This window comes from Amycolatopsis sp. cmx-4-83 (genome assembly GCF_046548815.1).
Taxonomy (GTDB): Bacteria; Actinomycetota; Actinomycetes; order Mycobacteriales; family Pseudonocardiaceae; genus Amycolatopsis; species Amycolatopsis pretoriensis_A.
Genome location: NZ_JAEBEF010000010.1, coordinates 333,228 through 349,177 on the forward strand (window position 1 = coordinate 333,228; position 15,950 = coordinate 349,177).

Sequence of the window (15,950 nt, forward strand, 5' to 3'; positions counted from 1 at the left end):
AAAGCGGGGACTAGACGTTCTCGACCGGGTTGGTCAGGGTGCCGATGCCTTCGATGGTGATCGAGACGCTCTGGCCGCCCTCGATCGGGCCGACGCCCTCGGGGGTGCCGGTCAGGATGACGTCGCCGGGCAGCAGCGTCATCACGCCGGACACGAACTCGACCAGCTCGGGGATCTTGTGGACCAGGTCGGACGTGCGGCCGTCCTGCTTGAGCTCGCCGTCCACCTCGGCCTTCAAGGACAGGTCGGACGCGTCGAGCGACGTCTCGATCCACGGGCCGAGCGGGCAGAACGTGTCGAAGCCCTTGGCGCGGCCCCACTGGCCGTCGGACTTCTGCAGGTCGCGCGCGCTGACGTCGTTCGCGACCGTGTAGCCGAGGATCGCGCTCGCGGCGCGGGCGGCCGGCACGTTCTTCACCGGCTGCCCGATCACGATGGCCAGCTCGCCCTCGAAGTCGACGCGGCCGACACCGGACGGGCGCCGGATCGGCGCGTTCGGGCCCACGACCGTGGTCGACGGCTTGAGGAACAGCATCGGGGCGCTGGGCACCTCGTTGCCGAACTCGGCCGCGTGCTTGGCGTAGTTCCGGCCGACGGCGATCACCTTCGACGGCAGGATCGGCGCGAGCAGCCGGACGTCGGCCAGCGGCCACCGCTTGCCGGTGAAGTTGGGGTTGCCGAAGGGGTGTTCGGCGATTTCCAGGACCTGGGCGTCGTCGCCGTCCCCTTCGACCGAAGCGAACGCGACACCACCGGGATGAGCAATACGGGCTAGGCGCACTTCGTCAGTCTACGTCCGCCCACTCGACGACCTTCGGGGGTTCCGGGTGGCGGAGCCCCCGGCCCGGGCCGGGGGCCCGGATGTCACAGTGACCGGGGCCACGGTCGAGCTCTTGTGGACCAGCGCGTCGCACAGCGCCAGCCAGCTGGCCTCGACGATGTTCCCGTGCACGCCGACGGTGGTCCACTCGCGTTCGCCGTCGGTGCTTTCGACCAGCACGCGCGTGACGGCGTCGGTGCCCGGGTGGCCCTGCAGGATGCGGACCTTGTAGTCGGCGAGCTCCACACTGTCCAACCAGGACAGGTGCGGCGACAGCGCCTTCCGCAGGGCCGCGTCGAGCGCGTGCACCGGGCCGATGCCCTCGGCGGTGGCGATGACGCGCTGGCCGCCGACGTGCACCTTGACCGTCGCCTCGGACACGACTTCGGCGTCGGCGCGGTGGTCCAGCACCACGCGGTAGGACTCGAGCTCGAACGGCGCCTCGGCGGGGACGTCGGCCTCCTGGCGCAGCAGCAGTTCCAGGGAGGCGTCGGCGGCCTCGAAGGACCAGCCTTCGGATTCGAGGCGCTTGACCTTGGTGATGGCGCTCGTCAGCGCTTCGGGCCGGCCGGCAAGGTCGACCCCGAGCTCACGTCCCTTGAGCTCGAGGCTGGCCCTGCCGGCCATCTCGGTGACCAGCACCCGCATGTCGTTGCCGACGGAAGACGGATCGATGTGGTTGTACAGCAACGGATCCACCTTGATCGCGCTCGCGTGCAGTCCTGCCTTGTGGGCAAAAGCCGACGCCCCTACGTAAGCCTGGTGGGTGTAGGGGGCGAGGTTAGCGATTTCGGCAAGGGCATGGGAGACCCGGGTCAGCTCGGCCGCTCCTCCGGTCGGGAGGACGTCCATGCCGAGCTTGGTCACGAGGTTCCCTGTCACGGCGAAGAGGTCGGCGTTGCCGGCCCGTTCCCCGTAACCGTTGGCGGTGCACTGGACGTGCGTCACGCCGGCCTGCACCGCCGCGACGGAGTTCGCCACGGCGCAGGAAGTGTCGTCCTGACAGTGGATCCCGAGGCGGAATCCGGTCTTTTCCTTGATCTCCCGGACGGTTCCGGCGAGGTCGAGCGGCAGTTGCCCGCCGTTGGTGTCGCAGAGCACGAGCACGTCGGCGCCCGCGTGGGCGGCGGCGTCGAGGACCCGCAGCGAGGTCTCGGGCGAGTGCGCGTAGCCGTCGAAGAAGTGCTCGGCGTCGAGGAAAACGCGGCGGCCTTCCTTGACGAGGAATTCGACGGTGTCCCTGACCATCGCGCAGGCTTCGTCGACGTCGACGCGCAGGGCGCGTTCGATGTGGCGCAGATCGGACTTCGCGACGAGCGTGATGACCGGCGCTTCGCTGTCGAGCAGGGCCCGGACCTGCGGATCGGCGTCGGCGGTGGTGCCGGCCTTGCGGGTGGCGCCGAACGCCACGAGGGCCGCGTGGTTCAGCTTGAGCTCGCCCTTCGCGGCGCGGGCGAAGAACTCGGTGTCCTTGGGGAGCGCACCGGGCCAGCCGCCTTCGATGAACCCGACGCCCAGCTCGTCCAGCAGCCGCGCGACGGCGAGCTTGTCCTGGACCGAGTAGGTGATGCCTTCGCGCTGCGCCCCGTCGCGAAGCGTCGTGTCGTAGAGGTGGAAGGCGTCACCCAGCGGCGTATCGGCGGGCTCCTGGCGGGTCACGGTCATCTCCTAGCGTTTCGAGGCAACAAAAAAACCTCCCGCAAGGGTGCGAGAGGTTGCGCGCCGGGTGCTCTTGTGGAGCTACCGTCCGGCGCGCTCGTCGATAATGATCGCGAAGCTGGTCACGGTCGCATCATGCCACAGGGTTTCGCGCGAAGTCCACAAACTGGGTCAAGCTCCCACGATCCGGGAACACCCCCACCGGACAGGCCCCACCGCTCCCTGGGGGCTGACCCCGGTCCAGTCTATCGGCGGCCCCCGACAGAACCGGCCGGAAAGCCGTTGGGCGGGCGGCTTGTCCACATCACGGCGGGCATGTGGACAAGCGGGCCCGCACCATCGGACGGGACCGGCCCGCACCGCCGGACAGGACCGACCCGCACCGTCGAACAGGACCGGCCCGCACCGTCGGACAAGCCGCCCGCGCCATCGGACAGGCCCGGCCCCCACCATCGGACAGGCCCGACCCGCGCCATCGGACAGGCCCGACCCGCGCCATCGGACCGATCCGGCCCGCACCGCCGGACGAGACTGGCCGCCCGTCGGCAAGACTCCCCTGAAAGGTCTTGAACGAGTCGTTCAGGACCTCCGGCGACCTGAACGACTCATTCAAGACCGCTACGCGTCCCGGCGCCCGAACGGACGGGGAACGACTTCGCCGGCACCCAAAGCGCGTAGTACAAAGCCCACCCGAAGGCACGAAAAAGGCCCCGCGCCGAAACGCGGGGCCTTCCCGGAGAACGAAACTCAGCCCGCCGTCCGGACATTGGACGAAACCAACGCCGCCAGCCGGTCGCCGATCGCGGTGGTCGCGCCCGGTGAAGCCTGGTCCCGTGTGGCCAGGTCGAACGCCACCGAAGCCTCGATCCGCCGCGCCGCTTCCTTCTGGCCCAGGTGGTCCAGCAGCAGCGACACCGACAGCACCGCCGCCGTCGGGTCCGCCAGGCCCTGGCCGGCGATGTCCGGTGCCGAACCGTGGACCGGCTCGAACATGCTCGGGTTGCGGCGGGTCATGTCCAGGTTGCCGCTCGCCGCCAGCCCGATTCCGCCCGTCACCGCCGCCGCCAGGTCGGTGATGATGTCGCCGAACAGGTTGTCCGTCACGATCACGTCGAACCGGGACGGGTCCGTCACCAGGTGGATGGTCGCCGCGTCCACGTGGGAGTAGGCGACCGTCACCTCCGGGTGCTCCAGCGAAACCTCTTCGACGATCCGCGACCAGAGCGAACCGGCGAACGAGAGCACGTTGGTCTTGTGCACGAGCGTCAGGTGCTTGCGCGGCCGGGCCTCGGCCCGGTTGAACGCGTCCGCCACCACGCGCCGGATGCCGAACGCCGTGTTGACGCTGACCTCCGTCGCGATCTCGTGCTCGGTGTCCTTGCGGATCAGGCCGCCAGTGCCCGCGTACGGGCCTTCGGTGCCTTCACGCACGACCACCATGTCGACGTCACCCGCGTCGGCCAGCGGTCCCCGGACACCCGGGTACAGCCGCGCCGGGCGCAGGTTGACGTGGTGGTCCATCTCGAACCGCAGGCGCAGCAGGAGCCCGCGCTCGAGGATGCCGCTCGGCACCGTCGGGTCGCCGACCGCGCCCAGCAGGATCGCGTCGTGCTGGCGGAGCTCGCCGAGCACCGACTCGGGGAGCAGCTCCCCCGTCGAGTGCCATCGGGCGGCGCCGAGGTCGTAGTTCGTGATCTCCGCTGTCGGTGCCACTTCGCCGAGCACCTTCAGCGCTTCGGCGACCACCTCGGGCCCGATCCCGTCACCTGGGATCACCGCGAGCCGCATCCACACACCTCCGTCGACCAGGCCACCGGACGCACCGATGGCCCACCGCAACAAAACGCCAGCAGCCGGAAGGTTACCGGCCGTAGACAAATGGCCGTAGCCGCACCACCCTTATGCCGCATCCTCCCGCAGGGTGAGACACCCAATCGGGTGAATACGGGCAAGGGCGCCCCCGGCGGAAAACCACCGGAGACGCCCCTGTCCTGCACAGATCGATCTTGCCGGGGACTAGTGGTGACCAGCCCCGATCGGCTGACGGCCGTGCGCCGCCTGCCCGCCCTGCGCGGCGTCCACCTTGACCACGTTCGCCCGGTTGCCCGCGGCGTTGTGGTGCTCGATGGCGAGCAGCCCGAGCGCGTTGTCCGCCGCGGCCGAGGCCGCGTTGCGGGTGACGACCAGCGCCGTGCCCGGCTTCGCGACGTAGCCCAGCGCCGCGTCACCGCCGCCCTGGACGGAGTAGCCCGGGGCGAGCGCGTCGAACGAAAGCGGCGTGCCGGCGTAGTCGATCAGCCCGTTCGTCGTGCCCGGCGCAACGTAGAACCCGCTGACGCCCACCGTGTAGGAGATGCGGTGGCTGTCGGCGTTCGCGTCGATGCCCAGCGCGGACAGCGAGACCGGCAACGTGATCACGTTCGTGTCGAACACGTTGGTGTCGACGTCGCCGAGCTGGCCGTTGACCGCCTGGACGTCCACGGTCGGGAAGCCCGCGCCCAGCGAGACCGTGACGGCCAGCAGGGCGTCCGTGGCGGTCGCCTTCGTCACGTAGGTCTCGAAGTCCGGCTGCCCGTCCCCGGTGGTGTCGATGTCGACGAACGGCGAGGTGTTGCTGCCGATGTTCGCCCAGTCGCCCCACGTGGAGAGGCCGAACGCGAGGAGCGCGTTCTCCGGCTCGCCCTGCGCCTTCGCCAGCGGAGCGGTCGAAGCCGCGCCGATGTAGCGGAGGTCGCCGCCCTTGGCCGTCTTGTTCAGCGTGCAGTCGGTGACCACGTCCGCGTCGCACTCGGCCAGCTGCGGGGACTCCGCCTGCAGCTCGAGCACGCTGATCAGCGAGCGGTACCGCTGCGCGCCGGAGCCCTGGTCGACGCCCTTGCCGCCCAGGTTCAGCACGGCCTGGGTGGCGTCGGCGCCGAACTTCACCGACTGCGGCGTGGAAATCGTCGAAACCGGCTTCGGCGCGGAGTAGACCGACACCCGCAGCGGCACCTTGGCGCCGCTGGTGGGCGTGAAGGCGACGCGGCCGGAGGCGTCCGCGACGAACTGCCGGGCCAGGCCGGCCTGGGTGGCCTGCATGGTCGGGTCCATGACCTTGCGCAGCGCCTTCGGGTCGGTGATCTTCAGCGTCACCTTGACCTTGGCGGTGCCGCGCGGGGTCAGCTTCACCGTCTGCTTGTCCACTGTGTACTCGACGCCCGGCAGCGCGGTGACCGCCTGGTAGGCGACGGTGTACTCGGCCGGCGTGACGCCCTTGTTGACCAGCTTGATCGTCTTCGACAGCGTCACCGGCCCGGACGCCTCGACCGTGCCGAAGCTGACGCTGACCGCGCCCGGGTCGTCCTGGACGTAGGCGAGCACCTGGTTGTCCAGCGCCGCCTTGGCGTCGATCCGGCCGCTGCCGACGCGCTGCGGCGCGTAGGTGTGGCCGGCGCCGTCGGAGACGTCGTGGCCGGCGGTGTCGATGACCGACGCCTTGACCTCCTCGACCGACCAGTCCGGGTGGGACTGGCGGACCAGCGCGGTGATGCCCGCGGTGTGCGGGGCCGCCATCGACGTGCCGCTCAGGACCGTCCGGCCGTTGCCGCTGCCGCGGAACGCCGAGGTGATCGTGTCACCCGGCGCGGCGACGTCCGGCTTGACGGCCGGGCCGCGGGTGCCGCGCGAGGTGAACGAGCTCGGGGTGTCCACGATCGTCTTGTCGTAGGTCTGGACCGAGGCGCGCCCGGTGCCGTAGAGCCGGATCTGCAGCGTGCCCGCGGTCAGCGCCGCGCGCAGCGTCTTCGTGGCGGAGCCGGTGAACTGGAACATCGGGATCGCCGCGTTGCCCGCGATGCCGGCGCTGAAGTGCTCCAAAGTGGACGAAAGCAGGGCGCCCTTCGCCCCGGCCGCCTGAGCGTTGTTGGCACGCGCGGCCGAACCGCAGGCGCGGGTCGAGTCGTTGTCGTCCCACTCCAGCCAGACGAACTTGCCGGCCGCCTTCGCCTTGTCCTCGGCGGAGTACGGCGCGCAGCCCGCGCTGTTCGCCGCCGACAGGGCGACGACCGGCGCGGTCAGGTTCAGCGTGTCGTAGCCGGTGTAGTTCTGGCTGTACTGCCCCGTCTTCTGGCCCTTGGCCGCGGTCGGCGCGGTAGCCTCGGCGGCGTCGCGCAGGATGCCCGCGTCACGCGTGCTGGCGACGGTGAGCGCTTCGGGGGTGTTGCCCGGCGAACCGGCGATGTCGTTGATGTCGCCGCCGTTGCCCGCCGAGATCACCGGCAGCACGTTGTTCGCGGCGAGCTTGCGCACGAACAGCGAGTCCGGGTCGTCCGGGGCGCCGAAGTCGGAGCCCAGCGACAGGTTGACGACGTCGAGGTGGTCGGTGAAGTCGCCGTCGCCGTCCGGGTCGAGCGCCCAGTCCAGCGCCTGCGAGGTGACGTTCGTCGAGCCCGCGCAGCCGAACACCTTGATGGCGTAGAGGAGCGACTTCGGCGCCGTGCCCGGGCCGATCTGCATCGCGTCGACCTTCTTGGCGTCCAGCTTCTTGTAGTCGCCCTTGAAGGTCTTGCCGTCGGCGGTGACGCCGAAGCCGCCGATGGTGCCGGCGACGTGGGTGCCGTGCTCACCGCAGGCGAGCGGGTTCGGGTCCGGCTTCGGGGTGGTCTTCCCCGCCGTCGCGGCGTCGTAGTCGTCACCGACGAGGTCCGTGCCGCCGACGACCTTCGCGCTGGGGAACAGCGGGGTCGCCTTCGTGCTGTCGACGCTCTTGTACGCGGCCGGCGTGCCGGGGCCGCCGAAGTCGGCGTGGGTGTAGTCGATGCCGTCGTCGATCACGCCGACGCGGACGCCGTCGCCGAACTTGCCGGTCTGCTGCCACGCCGCGAGGGTGTTGGTCAGCTGCTCGGAGCTGGCGTTGGTGCGGGTCTTCGGCACGACCGTGCGGATCGCGACGACGTCCGCCCGCTTCGCGACTTCGCGCAGCTTCGCGGCGTCCGCGGTGACGACGACGCCGGGGACGGCGTTGGCGGTCTGGGTGACGACCTGCGGCTGGGCGTTGCCCGAGCGCAGCTGGTTCACGACCGAGTCCACGGCGGCGGCGGTGTCCGCCTTGGCGGCGCGAGCGGCTCGCTTGGCCTGCTCCTTGCCCTGCGGCTGCGTGGCGGTGAACGCGTCGACGGCGGGCTTCTTGGCCAGCTCGACGAACGCGGTGACGCGGCCCTGCGCGGCGCCGAGCCGGGGCGAGAGCTTGCCCTGCAGCTTCGCGTCGTCGATCTTCGCCGGCGAGACGCCGTCGGCGAGCGGAGCGTCCGCCGCGCTCGCGACCGGCGCGCCCAGCGCGGCCGCCAGCACGACGGCGAAGAACGCCGTCGTGGCGCGAGCGGGTAAGCGGGATCTGCTCATGAGTCGGCCCCTTACTCGAGGTCTGGACCCGAACCTGCCTGCCGCTCCTGACACCCCCGACGGTGAAGCGCGGCAAAGCGCCGTGCCCTCGACGGCGCGTGGTTCAACCTCGCGGGGAGAACCTAATGCCCCAAAACACCTACTTACGTAGGCAAAGGACTCCGTTATGTAGTTGTGATTGCGCACGAAGGCCCCCTGCCGGGTGACAGGGGGCCTTCGAAAGGGTTACGTCAGCTGAAGTCGACGGCGCGGATCGTGTGCGCCCCGACGGCGGCGCCGATCGGGTCGAGCAGGTGCGCGTCGATGTGGCGGTCGACGCGCAGCAGCATGACCGCGTCGGAGCCGTCGGTGGTCTGGCTGATCTGCGCGGCCTCGATGTTGATGCCGGCCTCGCCGAGCAGCGTGCCGACGCGGCCCATCACGCCCGGGCGGTCCGGGTACTCGACCAGCAGGACCGTGCCCTCGGCACGCAGGTCGAACCCGCGGCCGTTGACCTCGACCAGCTTCTCGACCTCGTCCTTGCCGGTGACCGAACCGGACACGGTCAGCGCCTGCCCGTCCGAGTGCACCGCGCGGACCGTGACGAGGCTGCGGAACTTCGGGCTCTCCGGCTCGGTGGTCAGCTCGACCTGCACGCCCAGCTTCTCCGCCAGCTGCGGCGCGTTGACGAACGTGACCTGGTCCTCGACCACGCCGGTGAACACCCCGCGCAGGGCCGCCAGCTGCAGCACCGCGGTGTCCTCGTTGGAGATCTCGCCCTTGACCTGCACGGTCACCGACGTCGGCGCCTTCGGGTTCAGCGCGGTCAGCAGCGTGCCCAGCTTCTGGGTCAGCGACAGGTACGGGCGGACGTGCTCGCCGACCGCGCCGCCGCCGGAGACGTTCACCGCGTCCGGCACGAAGTCGCCGCGCAGCGCCAGCAGCACGGACTTCGCGACGTCGGTGCCCGCGCGGTCCTGCGCCTCGGCCGTCGAAGCGCCCAAGTGCGGCGTCACGACGACGTTCTCCAGGGCGAACAGCGGGCTCGACGTGGTCGGCTCGGTGACGAAGACGTCGATGCCGGCGCCGCCGACGTGGCCCGAGCGCAGCGCGTCGGCGAGGTCTTCCTCGACGATCAGCCCGCCGCGGGCGGCGTTGACGATGATGACGCCCGGCTTGGTCTTCTTCAGCGCCTCGGCGTCGATGAGGCCCTTGGTCTCCGGCGTCTTCGGCAGGTGGATGGAGATCGCGTCGGCGCGCGTGAGCAGCTCGTCGAGGGTGACGAGCTCGATGCCGAGCTGCGCGGCGCGCGCGGCCGAGACGTAGGGGTCGTAGGCGATCAGCTTGGTGTCGAAGGCGGCCAGGCGCTGGGCGAACAGCTGCCCGATCTTGCCGAGGCCGACCACGCCGACCGTCTTGCCCTGCAGTTCCACACCGGAGAACGAGCTGCGCTTCCACTCGCCGGCGCGCAGGCTCTGGCTGGCGGCCGGGACCCGGCGCGCGACGGCCAGCAGCAGCGCCACGGCGTGCTCGGCGGCGGAGACGATGTTGGACGTCGGGGCGTTGACGACCAGGACACCGCGTTCGGTGGCCGCGGGGACCTCGACGTTGTCCAGGCCGACACCGGCGCGGGCGACGACCTTCAGCTGCGAGGTGGCGCCGAAGACTTCGGCGTCGACCTTGGTGGCGGAGCGGACCAGGAGCGCGTCGGCGCTCTTCACCGCCTCGAGCAGCGCGGATCGGTCCGTGCCGTCGACGTGCCGGACCTCCACCTCGTCACCGAAGACGCTCAGCACGGAGGGAGCGAGCTTCTCCGCGATGAGGACGACGGGCTTGCTGGGCTTGCTCACGATGCGGCTCCCACTATCTGGTCACTTCCAGGACGCTTGGGTCGACAAACGGTCATAAGCACGTCGTTGTGCCCCGGTCGTGGCGGAGTTTAACCCGCTGGGCCGCCCCCTGGCTTCCCATGGTGTTAACTCGCTCGTAATCCCTCGAAAACAAGAGCCAGCAGGCGCTGCATGCCCCCCGGGCCGGGCAGGTGCCCGCCCGCCCAGGATGCCGCGTGCAGCAACAGAAGGAGCTCGTGGGTGGTGACGTCCGCGCGGAGTTCGCCCGCTTCCTTCGCGCGTTCCACCAGCTGGGAACCGGCGTCCCGCATGGCGTGGCAGGACGCGTACAACCGGGATGTTTCGTCGCTGAGCGCGTCGGCGGTCAGCTCCACGAGCCCGCGGTAGGTGCCCATGGCTTCGCCGAGCCCGGCGAGCCAGGTCTGCAGCGCGGTCAGCGGCTCGGGGTGGGTCAGCAGTTCGCGGGCGCGGCCGGCCTGGCCGTCGAACCGGGCGCGCAGCAGCGTTTCGAGCAGCGCCTCCCGGGTCGGGAAGTGCCGGTAGAGCGTGCCGATGCCGACGCCGGCGCGACGCGCGATGTCTTCCAGCGACGCCTCGACGCCGTGTTCGGCGAAGGCGCGCTGGGCCTGCGCGAGGAGGGCTTCGTAGTTGCGGCGGGCGTCCGCGCGCATCGGTTTCACGTCGGTCATCGCCCTCCCGACCTTACCCGGTAGCCAATAGGAGGCCGCCTCCGTATATTAACCGGAGGCAGCCTCATCTTACTGGGAGGAATTTCGAGGATGACTCTGATCGAAGACACCCGCGCCCGGCTCGGCGCGATCGGCGCCTGGCTGCCGAGCGCACCGCTGGCCCCGCCCCCGGCCGTCGAACGCGCGGCGACGCGCCGGCTCGCCGAGGCCGGCTACGGCTCGGTCTGGAGCGGCGAAGGCCCCGGCGGCCGCGAGTTGTTCGCCGCCTTCGGCGACCTGCTCGCGTCGGTGCCGGACGTCGTGCTCGGCGCCGGCATCGCCAACACCTGGGCGCGGCCCGGGCGGACCGCCGAAAAGGGCGGGGCGACGCTCGCGCACGCCCACCCGGGCCGGCTGGTGCTCGGCATCGGCATCGGGCACGCGTTCCAGGCGGCGAAGTACGGCGAGGAGTACCGGCCGCTGGACCGGATGCGCGCCTACCTGTCCGAAATGGACGCCGCGGCGGCGGAAAACCCCGCCCCGGTGGCGTTTCCCCGTGTGCTCGCCGCGGTCGGGCCCCGCATGCTGGAGCTCGCCCGCGACCACGCCGACGGCGCGCACCCGTTCGCCCAGCCGGTCTCGCACACGCCGTACGCACGCGAAATCCTCGGGCCGGACAAGCTGCTCATCCCCCACCAGACCGTCCTGCCCGGCAGCCGCGAGGACGCCCGGGCGAGCGTCCGGCGCAGCGTGGCGCAATCACGGGAGTTCCAGGTGAAGGCCTACCTCGCGGGCTGGAAACGGCTCGGCTACACCGAAGCCGACATCGACGGCCCGAGCGACCGGTTCGTCGACGACCTCGTCCTCTGGGGCGACGCGCAGACCATCGCGAAACGCGTGCGGGAAGTGCTCGACGCGGGCGCGGACCACGTCCTGCTGACGCCGTCCGCGACGTCGTTCGAGTCCACTGTGGACACCCTGGTCGAGCTGGCCCCGGCGGTGCTCCGATGAGCGTCGGCGTCTGGCAGTTCTTCGACGGCGTCCCGGTCGGCGAGCTCCGCGAAACGGCCGCCGAGGTGGAGGAACTCGGCTTCGCCGCGCTCTGGTTCGGCGAGTACGCCGGCCGGGAAGCGTTCACGCAGGCGGCGTTGCTGCTCGCGGCGACGTCGAAGCTGACCGTCGCCACCGGGGTCGCGCGCTTCGACCAGCGTTCGCCGCTCGCCGCGGAAGGCGCGATCCGGGCGCTGGGCGAGGCCTACCCGGGCCGGTTCGTCGCGGGGCTCGGCGGGCACCGGCCCGGTGCCCGCCCGCTGACGGCGTTGCGCGAATACCTGGCCGGGATGAACGCGGCCGAACTGCCGGGCCTGCCCCAGCCGTCACCCCGGCCGAGGCGGGTTCTCGCCGCGCTGGGCCCGAAACTCCTGGACCTGGCGGCCGACCGAGCCGACGGCGCCCACCCGTACTTCGTCCCGCCGGAGCACACGGCGATGGCGCGCGAACGGCTCGGCCCGGGCAAGTACCTCGCCGTCGAGCAGGCGGTGGTGCTCGACGCGGCCCCGGAGGTGGCCCGCGAGCACGCCGGTCTCTACGTGCGGCAGGCACCGCACCACCGGACGAACCTGCGGCGGCTCGGCTTCACCGACGACGACCTCGCCGACGGCGGCAGCCACCGCCTGGTCGACGCCATCGTCGTCACGGGCGAACAGCGGATCGCCGACCGGATCCGGGCGCACCTCGACGCGGGCGCCGACCACGTCTGCGTCCAGGTCCTCGCCCGGACGAAGGACTCCTACCGCCGCTTGGCGGACCTGCTGCCCTGACCGGGGTACGCTGGCGGGACGCGGTGAGGGCCGCGTCCCGTCCGCGGAAAGGGCCGAGCCCACCCCCGCAGCACCGCACCACCAGCTCCGCACCTTCTTTCCTGCCCGGTGCCGGCGGACCACGGGCGACGAGGGAAGGAGGCACCATGGGCGTGCTGCCCGCCAAACCCAGCCTGGACCAGCTGCGCAACCGCGCGAAAGACCTCGCGCGCGCCGAAGGCGTCAAGCTGTCCGAAGCGCAGTTCCGCATCGCCCGGGACCACGGGTTCCCGAGCTGGCCGAAGCTTCGCGCCTACGTCCGGCGCGTCACCGAGCACGGCGAAACCCTGCAGCACCCGTACCACCAGGACGTCGAATACTACGCCGGGCGCGCGCTCGGCCTGCTCGCCTCGGCCGAGGACGAGACGCCCGGCGCCCGCGAGCCGTTCGACCGCTGGGGCCAGCCGCCGACCCGCGACGGCGCCCGCGTGGTCGTCGCCCGTGAGCACGGTTTCGGCTCCTGGCAGGGACTTCTCACCCACGTTCGGTCACTTGTGGACAGTGGTGAGCCGTTCGCCCGCGCGTACCGGGCCGTCGAAGACCGGGACGTCGACCGGCTCGAAACGCTCCTCGGCGAGTTCCCCGGGCTCGTCACCGCCCGCGGCACCAACGGCAACGACCTGCTCGGCATGGCCGGCGCGACCTGCGACGAGCGGCTCAGCCGCGTCCTGCTCGCCCACGGCGCCGACCCCGCGCGCGGCAACGTCCACGGCTGGACGCCGTTGCACCAAGCCGCGTACAGCAACCTCCCGCTGCTGCTCGGCCTGCTGCTCGAAGCGAGCGCCCCGGTCGAGGTCTCCGCCCGCGGCGACGGCGGCACTCCCCTGGTCGTCGCCCTGTTCTGGGGCCACCGCGAAGCAGCGGAAACCCTGGCCGCGCACAGCCGGGCACCGGGCAACCTGCGCGTCGCGGCCGGGCTCGGCGACACCGGGCTCCTGGACGAACTCCTGACGTCGGGCCGCGGCGGTGAGCACCGCGGCTTTTACCGGCCCCACAGCGGTTTCCCGGCCTGGCACCCGAGCGAGGACCCGGCGGAAGCCCGCGACGAAGCCCTCGCGTGGGCCGCCCGCAACGACCGCACCGAAGCCCTGCGCACCCTCGTCTCGCGCGGAGCCGGCGTGGACGCCGACGTCTACCGCGGCACGGCGCTGGCGTGGGCGGCGGCGAAGGGCAGGCTCGCCGCCGTCCGGACGCTGCTGGAGCTCGGCGCCGACGTGAATCACCCGGGCACGTTCGGCGGCCCGAAGCACGGCGAAGGCGTCACGGCCCTGCACCTGGCCGCGGAGTCCGGGCACCTCGACGTCATCCGGGTGCTCCTGGAAAACGGCGCCGACCGCGGCGCGCGGGACGCGAACTTCGGCAGCACGCCCGGGTCGTGGGCGGAGGTGTGCGGGCAGCCGGCCGCCTGGGAGCTGCTCCGCTAGACAACCGGAGTCTGTAGTCCGTATCTTCGGAGACGGACTACAGACTCCGTTTTGCCTTCTGGGAGGAACCGTGACCACACCCCGCGACGTCTTCACCGCGTTGTCCGACGGGATCGGCGAAGGCCGCTTCGGCGAGCTTTCCGCGCTCTACGCCGAAGACACCGTCGTCGAACACCCCCAGGCCGTCCCCCGGCCGACGCGCCTGACCGGCCGCGCCGCGGTCCACGAGCGGTTCGCGAGCCCGCTCGTCGGGGCGCTGCGGCTCAAGCGCAAGAACGTCGTGGTGCACGAGACGACGGACCCCGAGGTGATCGTCGCCGAATACGACTACGACGCCGAGTCCGTCGAGACCGGCCGGACGATCGAGGCGGCCAACGTCCACGTGCTGCGCGTCCGCGACGGCCTGATCGTCCATTCCCGCGACTACCACGACTACCTGAAGCTCGCCGCCGTCCGCGACGGCGTCGACCAGCTGGTGGAGGCGTACGAGCAGGCGCCGCCGCGCGAGCTTTCGCCGGTCACGCCGGAGAGCGCGGGCACGGTGTTCGAGCGGCTCGTGCACGGCGTGGCGGGCGGGCGCTGGGACGAGCTGCCGGAGCTGTACGCGGCGGAAACCCACGTCACGCACCCGTTCCTGCCGGGCTCGGAGGTGCTGCGCACGCGCGACGAGCTGCGGGCGCACTTCGCGGCGGGCAAGGCGCTGAACCCGGGTTTCACCGTCGCGGACCTGGTCACCTACCAGGGCACCGACCCCGAGGTGCTGATCGGCGAATTCGCCTACCAGGGCGAGTACGGCGGGCGCCCGGTGCGGATCGCGAACATCTTCGTCCTGCGGGTCCGCGACGGGCTGATCGTCGAGTCCCGCGACTACGGCGACCACCTCGCCGTCGCGGGCGACCTCGGCCGGATCCCCGAACTGGCCGCGAAACTGACGTTCTAGGCCTCGCCGAGGTCGTTGAACTCGCCGTCTTCGACGCCCTTCGTGAACGCGTCCCACTCCGCCATGGTGAAGACCATGACCGTGCCGTCGACGTCCGGCGAGCGCCGCATCGCGACGTAGGTGGCACCGTCGGTGTGCTCGACGAACGCGTACTCGACGACCTCGTCGAGGGTGACGCCCGCGGGCTCGCCCCGGATCCACTCGGCCCCGGAAAGGTCGAGGTGGTGCCGGATGTGCGCCTTGTCGTCGGTCATGCGGTAAGCGTAGCCAAAACGCGCCGGAGGGGACGCCGCGACGGCGTCCCCTCCGGTGTCCTGCGGGTGAAGATCAGGCGGTCTCGGTGATCGGCCGGTCCACCCACGACATCAGGTCGCGCAGCTTCTTGCCGGTCTCCTCGATCGGGTGCTTGTTGCCCTGCTCCTCGAGCTTGGTGAAGTTCGGCCGGCCGGCCTCGTCCTCGGCGACCCATTCGCGGGCGAACGTGCCGTCCTGGATCTCGCCGAGGATCTTCTTCATCTCTTCCTTGACCGCCGGCGAGATGACGCGCGGGCCGCGGGTCAGGTCGCCGTACTCGGCGGTGTCGGAGATCGAGTAGCGCTGGCGCGCGATGCCGCCCTCGTACATGAGGTCGACGATCAGCTTCAGCTCGTGCAGCACCTCGAAGTAGGCGATCTCCGGGGCGTAGCCGGCCTCGGTGAGCACCTCGAAGCCGGTCTGCACCAGCGCGGACGCGCCACCGCAGAGCACGGCCTGCTCGCCGAAGAGGTCGGTCTCGGTCTCTTCCTTGAACGTCGTCTTGATGACGCCGGCGCGGGCGCCACCGATGGCGGCGGCGTAGGAGAGGGCGAGCGCCTGGGCGTTGCCGGACGCGTCCTGCTCCACGGCGATGAGCGCCGGGACGCCCTTGCCGTCGACGAACTGGCGGCGCACGAGGTGACCCGGGCCCTTCGGGGCGACCATGGCGACGTCCACGTTGGACGGCGGCTTGATCAGGTCGTAGCGGATGTTGAAGCCGTGCCCGAAGAAGATCGCGTCGCCGTCCTGGAGGTTCGGCGCGATGTCCTGCTCGTAGATGTGGCGCTGCTTCGTGTCCGGCGCCAGGATCATGATCAGGTCGGCCTCGGCCGACGCCTCGGCCGGGGTGAGCACGCGCAGGCCCTGCTCCTCGGCCTTCGCCCGCGACTTGGACCCCTCGGGCAGGCCGATGCGGACGTCGACGCCGGAGTCGCGCAGGCTCAGCGAGTGGGCGTGGCCCTGGCTGCCGTAGCCGATGACAGCGACCTTGCGCCCCTGGATGATCGAAAGGTCGGCGTCGTCGTCGTAGAAGATTTCCACTGCCATGGGGGTTACTGCTTCCTTTCCTGACTTACTT

The 15,950-nt window shown here is 71.1% G+C and carries 12 protein-coding genes; 4 read left to right on the plus strand and 8 right to left on the minus strand.

All coding sequences use genetic code 11. The features are described 5' to 3' along the window. Positions 1 to 10 precede the first annotated feature (10 nt). The 6 genes from ACLJQM_RS31080 to ACLJQM_RS31105 all read right to left on the minus strand — a co-directional run bounded on the left by ACLJQM_RS31080 (position 11) and on the right by ACLJQM_RS31105 (position 10,376). Entirely contained in the window at positions 11 to 781 is a 771-nt protein-coding gene (locus ACLJQM_RS31080) for a fumarylacetoacetate hydrolase family protein (protein ID WP_247013462.1), read from the minus strand. A 9-nt stretch (positions 782 to 790) separates the two neighbouring features. Beyond that, positions 791 to 2,479, minus strand: a complete 1,689-nt coding sequence (gene cimA, locus ACLJQM_RS31085; protein WP_410633896.1) for a citramalate synthase — start codon at positions 2,477 to 2,479, stop codon at positions 791 to 793. Between the two features lie 747 nt (positions 2,480 to 3,226). Next, complete coding sequence (locus ACLJQM_RS31090; RefSeq protein ID WP_247013466.1) at positions 3,227 to 4,267, minus strand: 3-isopropylmalate dehydrogenase; 1,041 nt, start codon at positions 4,265 to 4,267, stop codon at positions 3,227 to 3,229. Positions 4,268 to 4,495: 228 nt separating this feature from the next. Beyond that, a complete protein-coding gene (locus tag ACLJQM_RS31095) occupies positions 4,496 to 7,858 on the minus strand; it encodes a S8 family serine peptidase (RefSeq protein ID WP_410633898.1) in 3,363 nt (1,120 codons plus the stop codon). 230 nt (positions 7,859 to 8,088) lie between these two features. After that, complete coding sequence (gene serA / locus ACLJQM_RS31100; protein ID WP_247013470.1) at positions 8,089 to 9,687, minus strand: phosphoglycerate dehydrogenase; 1,599 nt, start codon at positions 9,685 to 9,687, stop codon at positions 8,089 to 8,091. Between the two features lie 125 nt (positions 9,688 to 9,812). Further along, complete coding sequence (locus tag ACLJQM_RS31105) at positions 9,813 to 10,376, minus strand: TetR/AcrR family transcriptional regulator (protein WP_410633899.1); 564 nt, start codon at positions 10,374 to 10,376, stop codon at positions 9,813 to 9,815. A 90-nt stretch (positions 10,377 to 10,466) separates the two neighbouring features. Between ACLJQM_RS31105 and ACLJQM_RS31110 the strand changes: the two genes are divergently transcribed. The 4 genes from ACLJQM_RS31110 (at position 10,467) to ACLJQM_RS31125 (ending at position 14,578) form a co-directional block, all read left to right on the plus strand. Further along, on the plus strand, positions 10,467 to 11,366 hold the full coding sequence (locus tag ACLJQM_RS31110) for a TIGR03620 family F420-dependent LLM class oxidoreductase (RefSeq protein ID WP_410633901.1): 900 nt from the start codon (positions 10,467 to 10,469) through the stop codon (positions 11,364 to 11,366). Further along, a complete protein-coding gene (locus tag ACLJQM_RS31115) occupies positions 11,363 to 12,175 on the plus strand; it encodes a TIGR03620 family F420-dependent LLM class oxidoreductase (RefSeq protein ID WP_410633903.1) in 813 nt (270 codons plus the stop codon). The genes ACLJQM_RS31110 and ACLJQM_RS31115 overlap by 4 nt, the downstream gene beginning before the upstream one ends. 146 nt (positions 12,176 to 12,321) lie before the next feature. Beyond that, on the plus strand, positions 12,322 to 13,638 hold the full coding sequence (locus tag ACLJQM_RS31120; RefSeq protein ID WP_410633904.1) for an ankyrin repeat domain-containing protein: 1,317 nt from the start codon (positions 12,322 to 12,324) through the stop codon (positions 13,636 to 13,638). A 70-nt stretch (positions 13,639 to 13,708) separates the two neighbouring features. Next, positions 13,709 to 14,578 carry a nuclear transport factor 2 family protein gene (locus ACLJQM_RS31125; RefSeq protein ID WP_410633905.1) on the plus strand — a complete coding sequence of 290 codons (870 nt, stop codon included), beginning with the start codon at positions 13,709 to 13,711 and terminating at the stop codon, positions 14,576 to 14,578. On the opposite strand, the gene ACLJQM_RS31130 is transcribed toward ACLJQM_RS31125, so the two are convergent. Together ACLJQM_RS31130 and ilvC are read right to left on the minus strand one after the other, a co-directional pair. Further along, positions 14,575 to 14,832 (minus strand): DUF397 domain-containing protein, encoded by a 258-nt coding sequence (locus ACLJQM_RS31130; RefSeq protein WP_247013481.1) that lies wholly within the window; start codon positions 14,830 to 14,832, stop codon positions 14,575 to 14,577. The genes ACLJQM_RS31125 and ACLJQM_RS31130 overlap by 4 nt on opposite strands. Before the next feature lie 73 nt (positions 14,833 to 14,905). Further along, the gene (gene ilvC / locus ACLJQM_RS31135) at positions 14,906 to 15,919 is read right to left on the minus strand and encodes a ketol-acid reductoisomerase (RefSeq protein WP_410633907.1); all 1,014 of its coding nucleotides are present in this window, start codon (positions 15,917 to 15,919) and stop codon (positions 14,906 to 14,908) included. Positions 15,920 to 15,950: the final 31 nt, after the last annotated feature.

What these genes read in the sequence shown, in the direction of transcription:
- ACLJQM_RS31090 (WP_247013466.1), bottom strand. Translation starts at nt 4,267, where the DNA reads ATGCGGCTCGCGGTGATCCCAGGTGACGGGATCGGGCCCGAGGTGGTC.
- ACLJQM_RS31095 (WP_410633898.1), bottom strand. Translation starts at nt 7,858, where the DNA reads ATGAGCAGATCCCGCTTACCCGCTCGCGCCACGACGGCGTTCTTCGCC.
- ACLJQM_RS31105 (WP_410633899.1), bottom strand. Translation starts at nt 10,376, where the DNA reads ATGACCGACGTGAAACCGATGCGCGCGGACGCCCGCCGCAACTACGAA.
- ACLJQM_RS31110 (WP_410633901.1), top strand. Translation starts at nt 10,467, where the DNA reads ATGACTCTGATCGAAGACACCCGCGCCCGGCTCGGCGCGATCGGCGCC.
- ACLJQM_RS31115 (WP_410633903.1), top strand. Translation starts at nt 11,363, where the DNA reads ATGAGCGTCGGCGTCTGGCAGTTCTTCGACGGCGTCCCGGTCGGCGAG.
- ACLJQM_RS31120 (WP_410633904.1), top strand. Translation starts at nt 12,322, where the DNA reads ATGGGCGTGCTGCCCGCCAAACCCAGCCTGGACCAGCTGCGCAACCGC.
- ACLJQM_RS31130 (WP_247013481.1), bottom strand. Translation starts at nt 14,832, where the DNA reads ATGACCGACGACAAGGCGCACATCCGGCACCACCTCGACCTTTCCGGG.
- ilvC (WP_410633907.1), bottom strand. Translation starts at nt 15,919, where the DNA reads ATGGCAGTGGAAATCTTCTACGACGACGACGCCGACCTTTCGATCATC.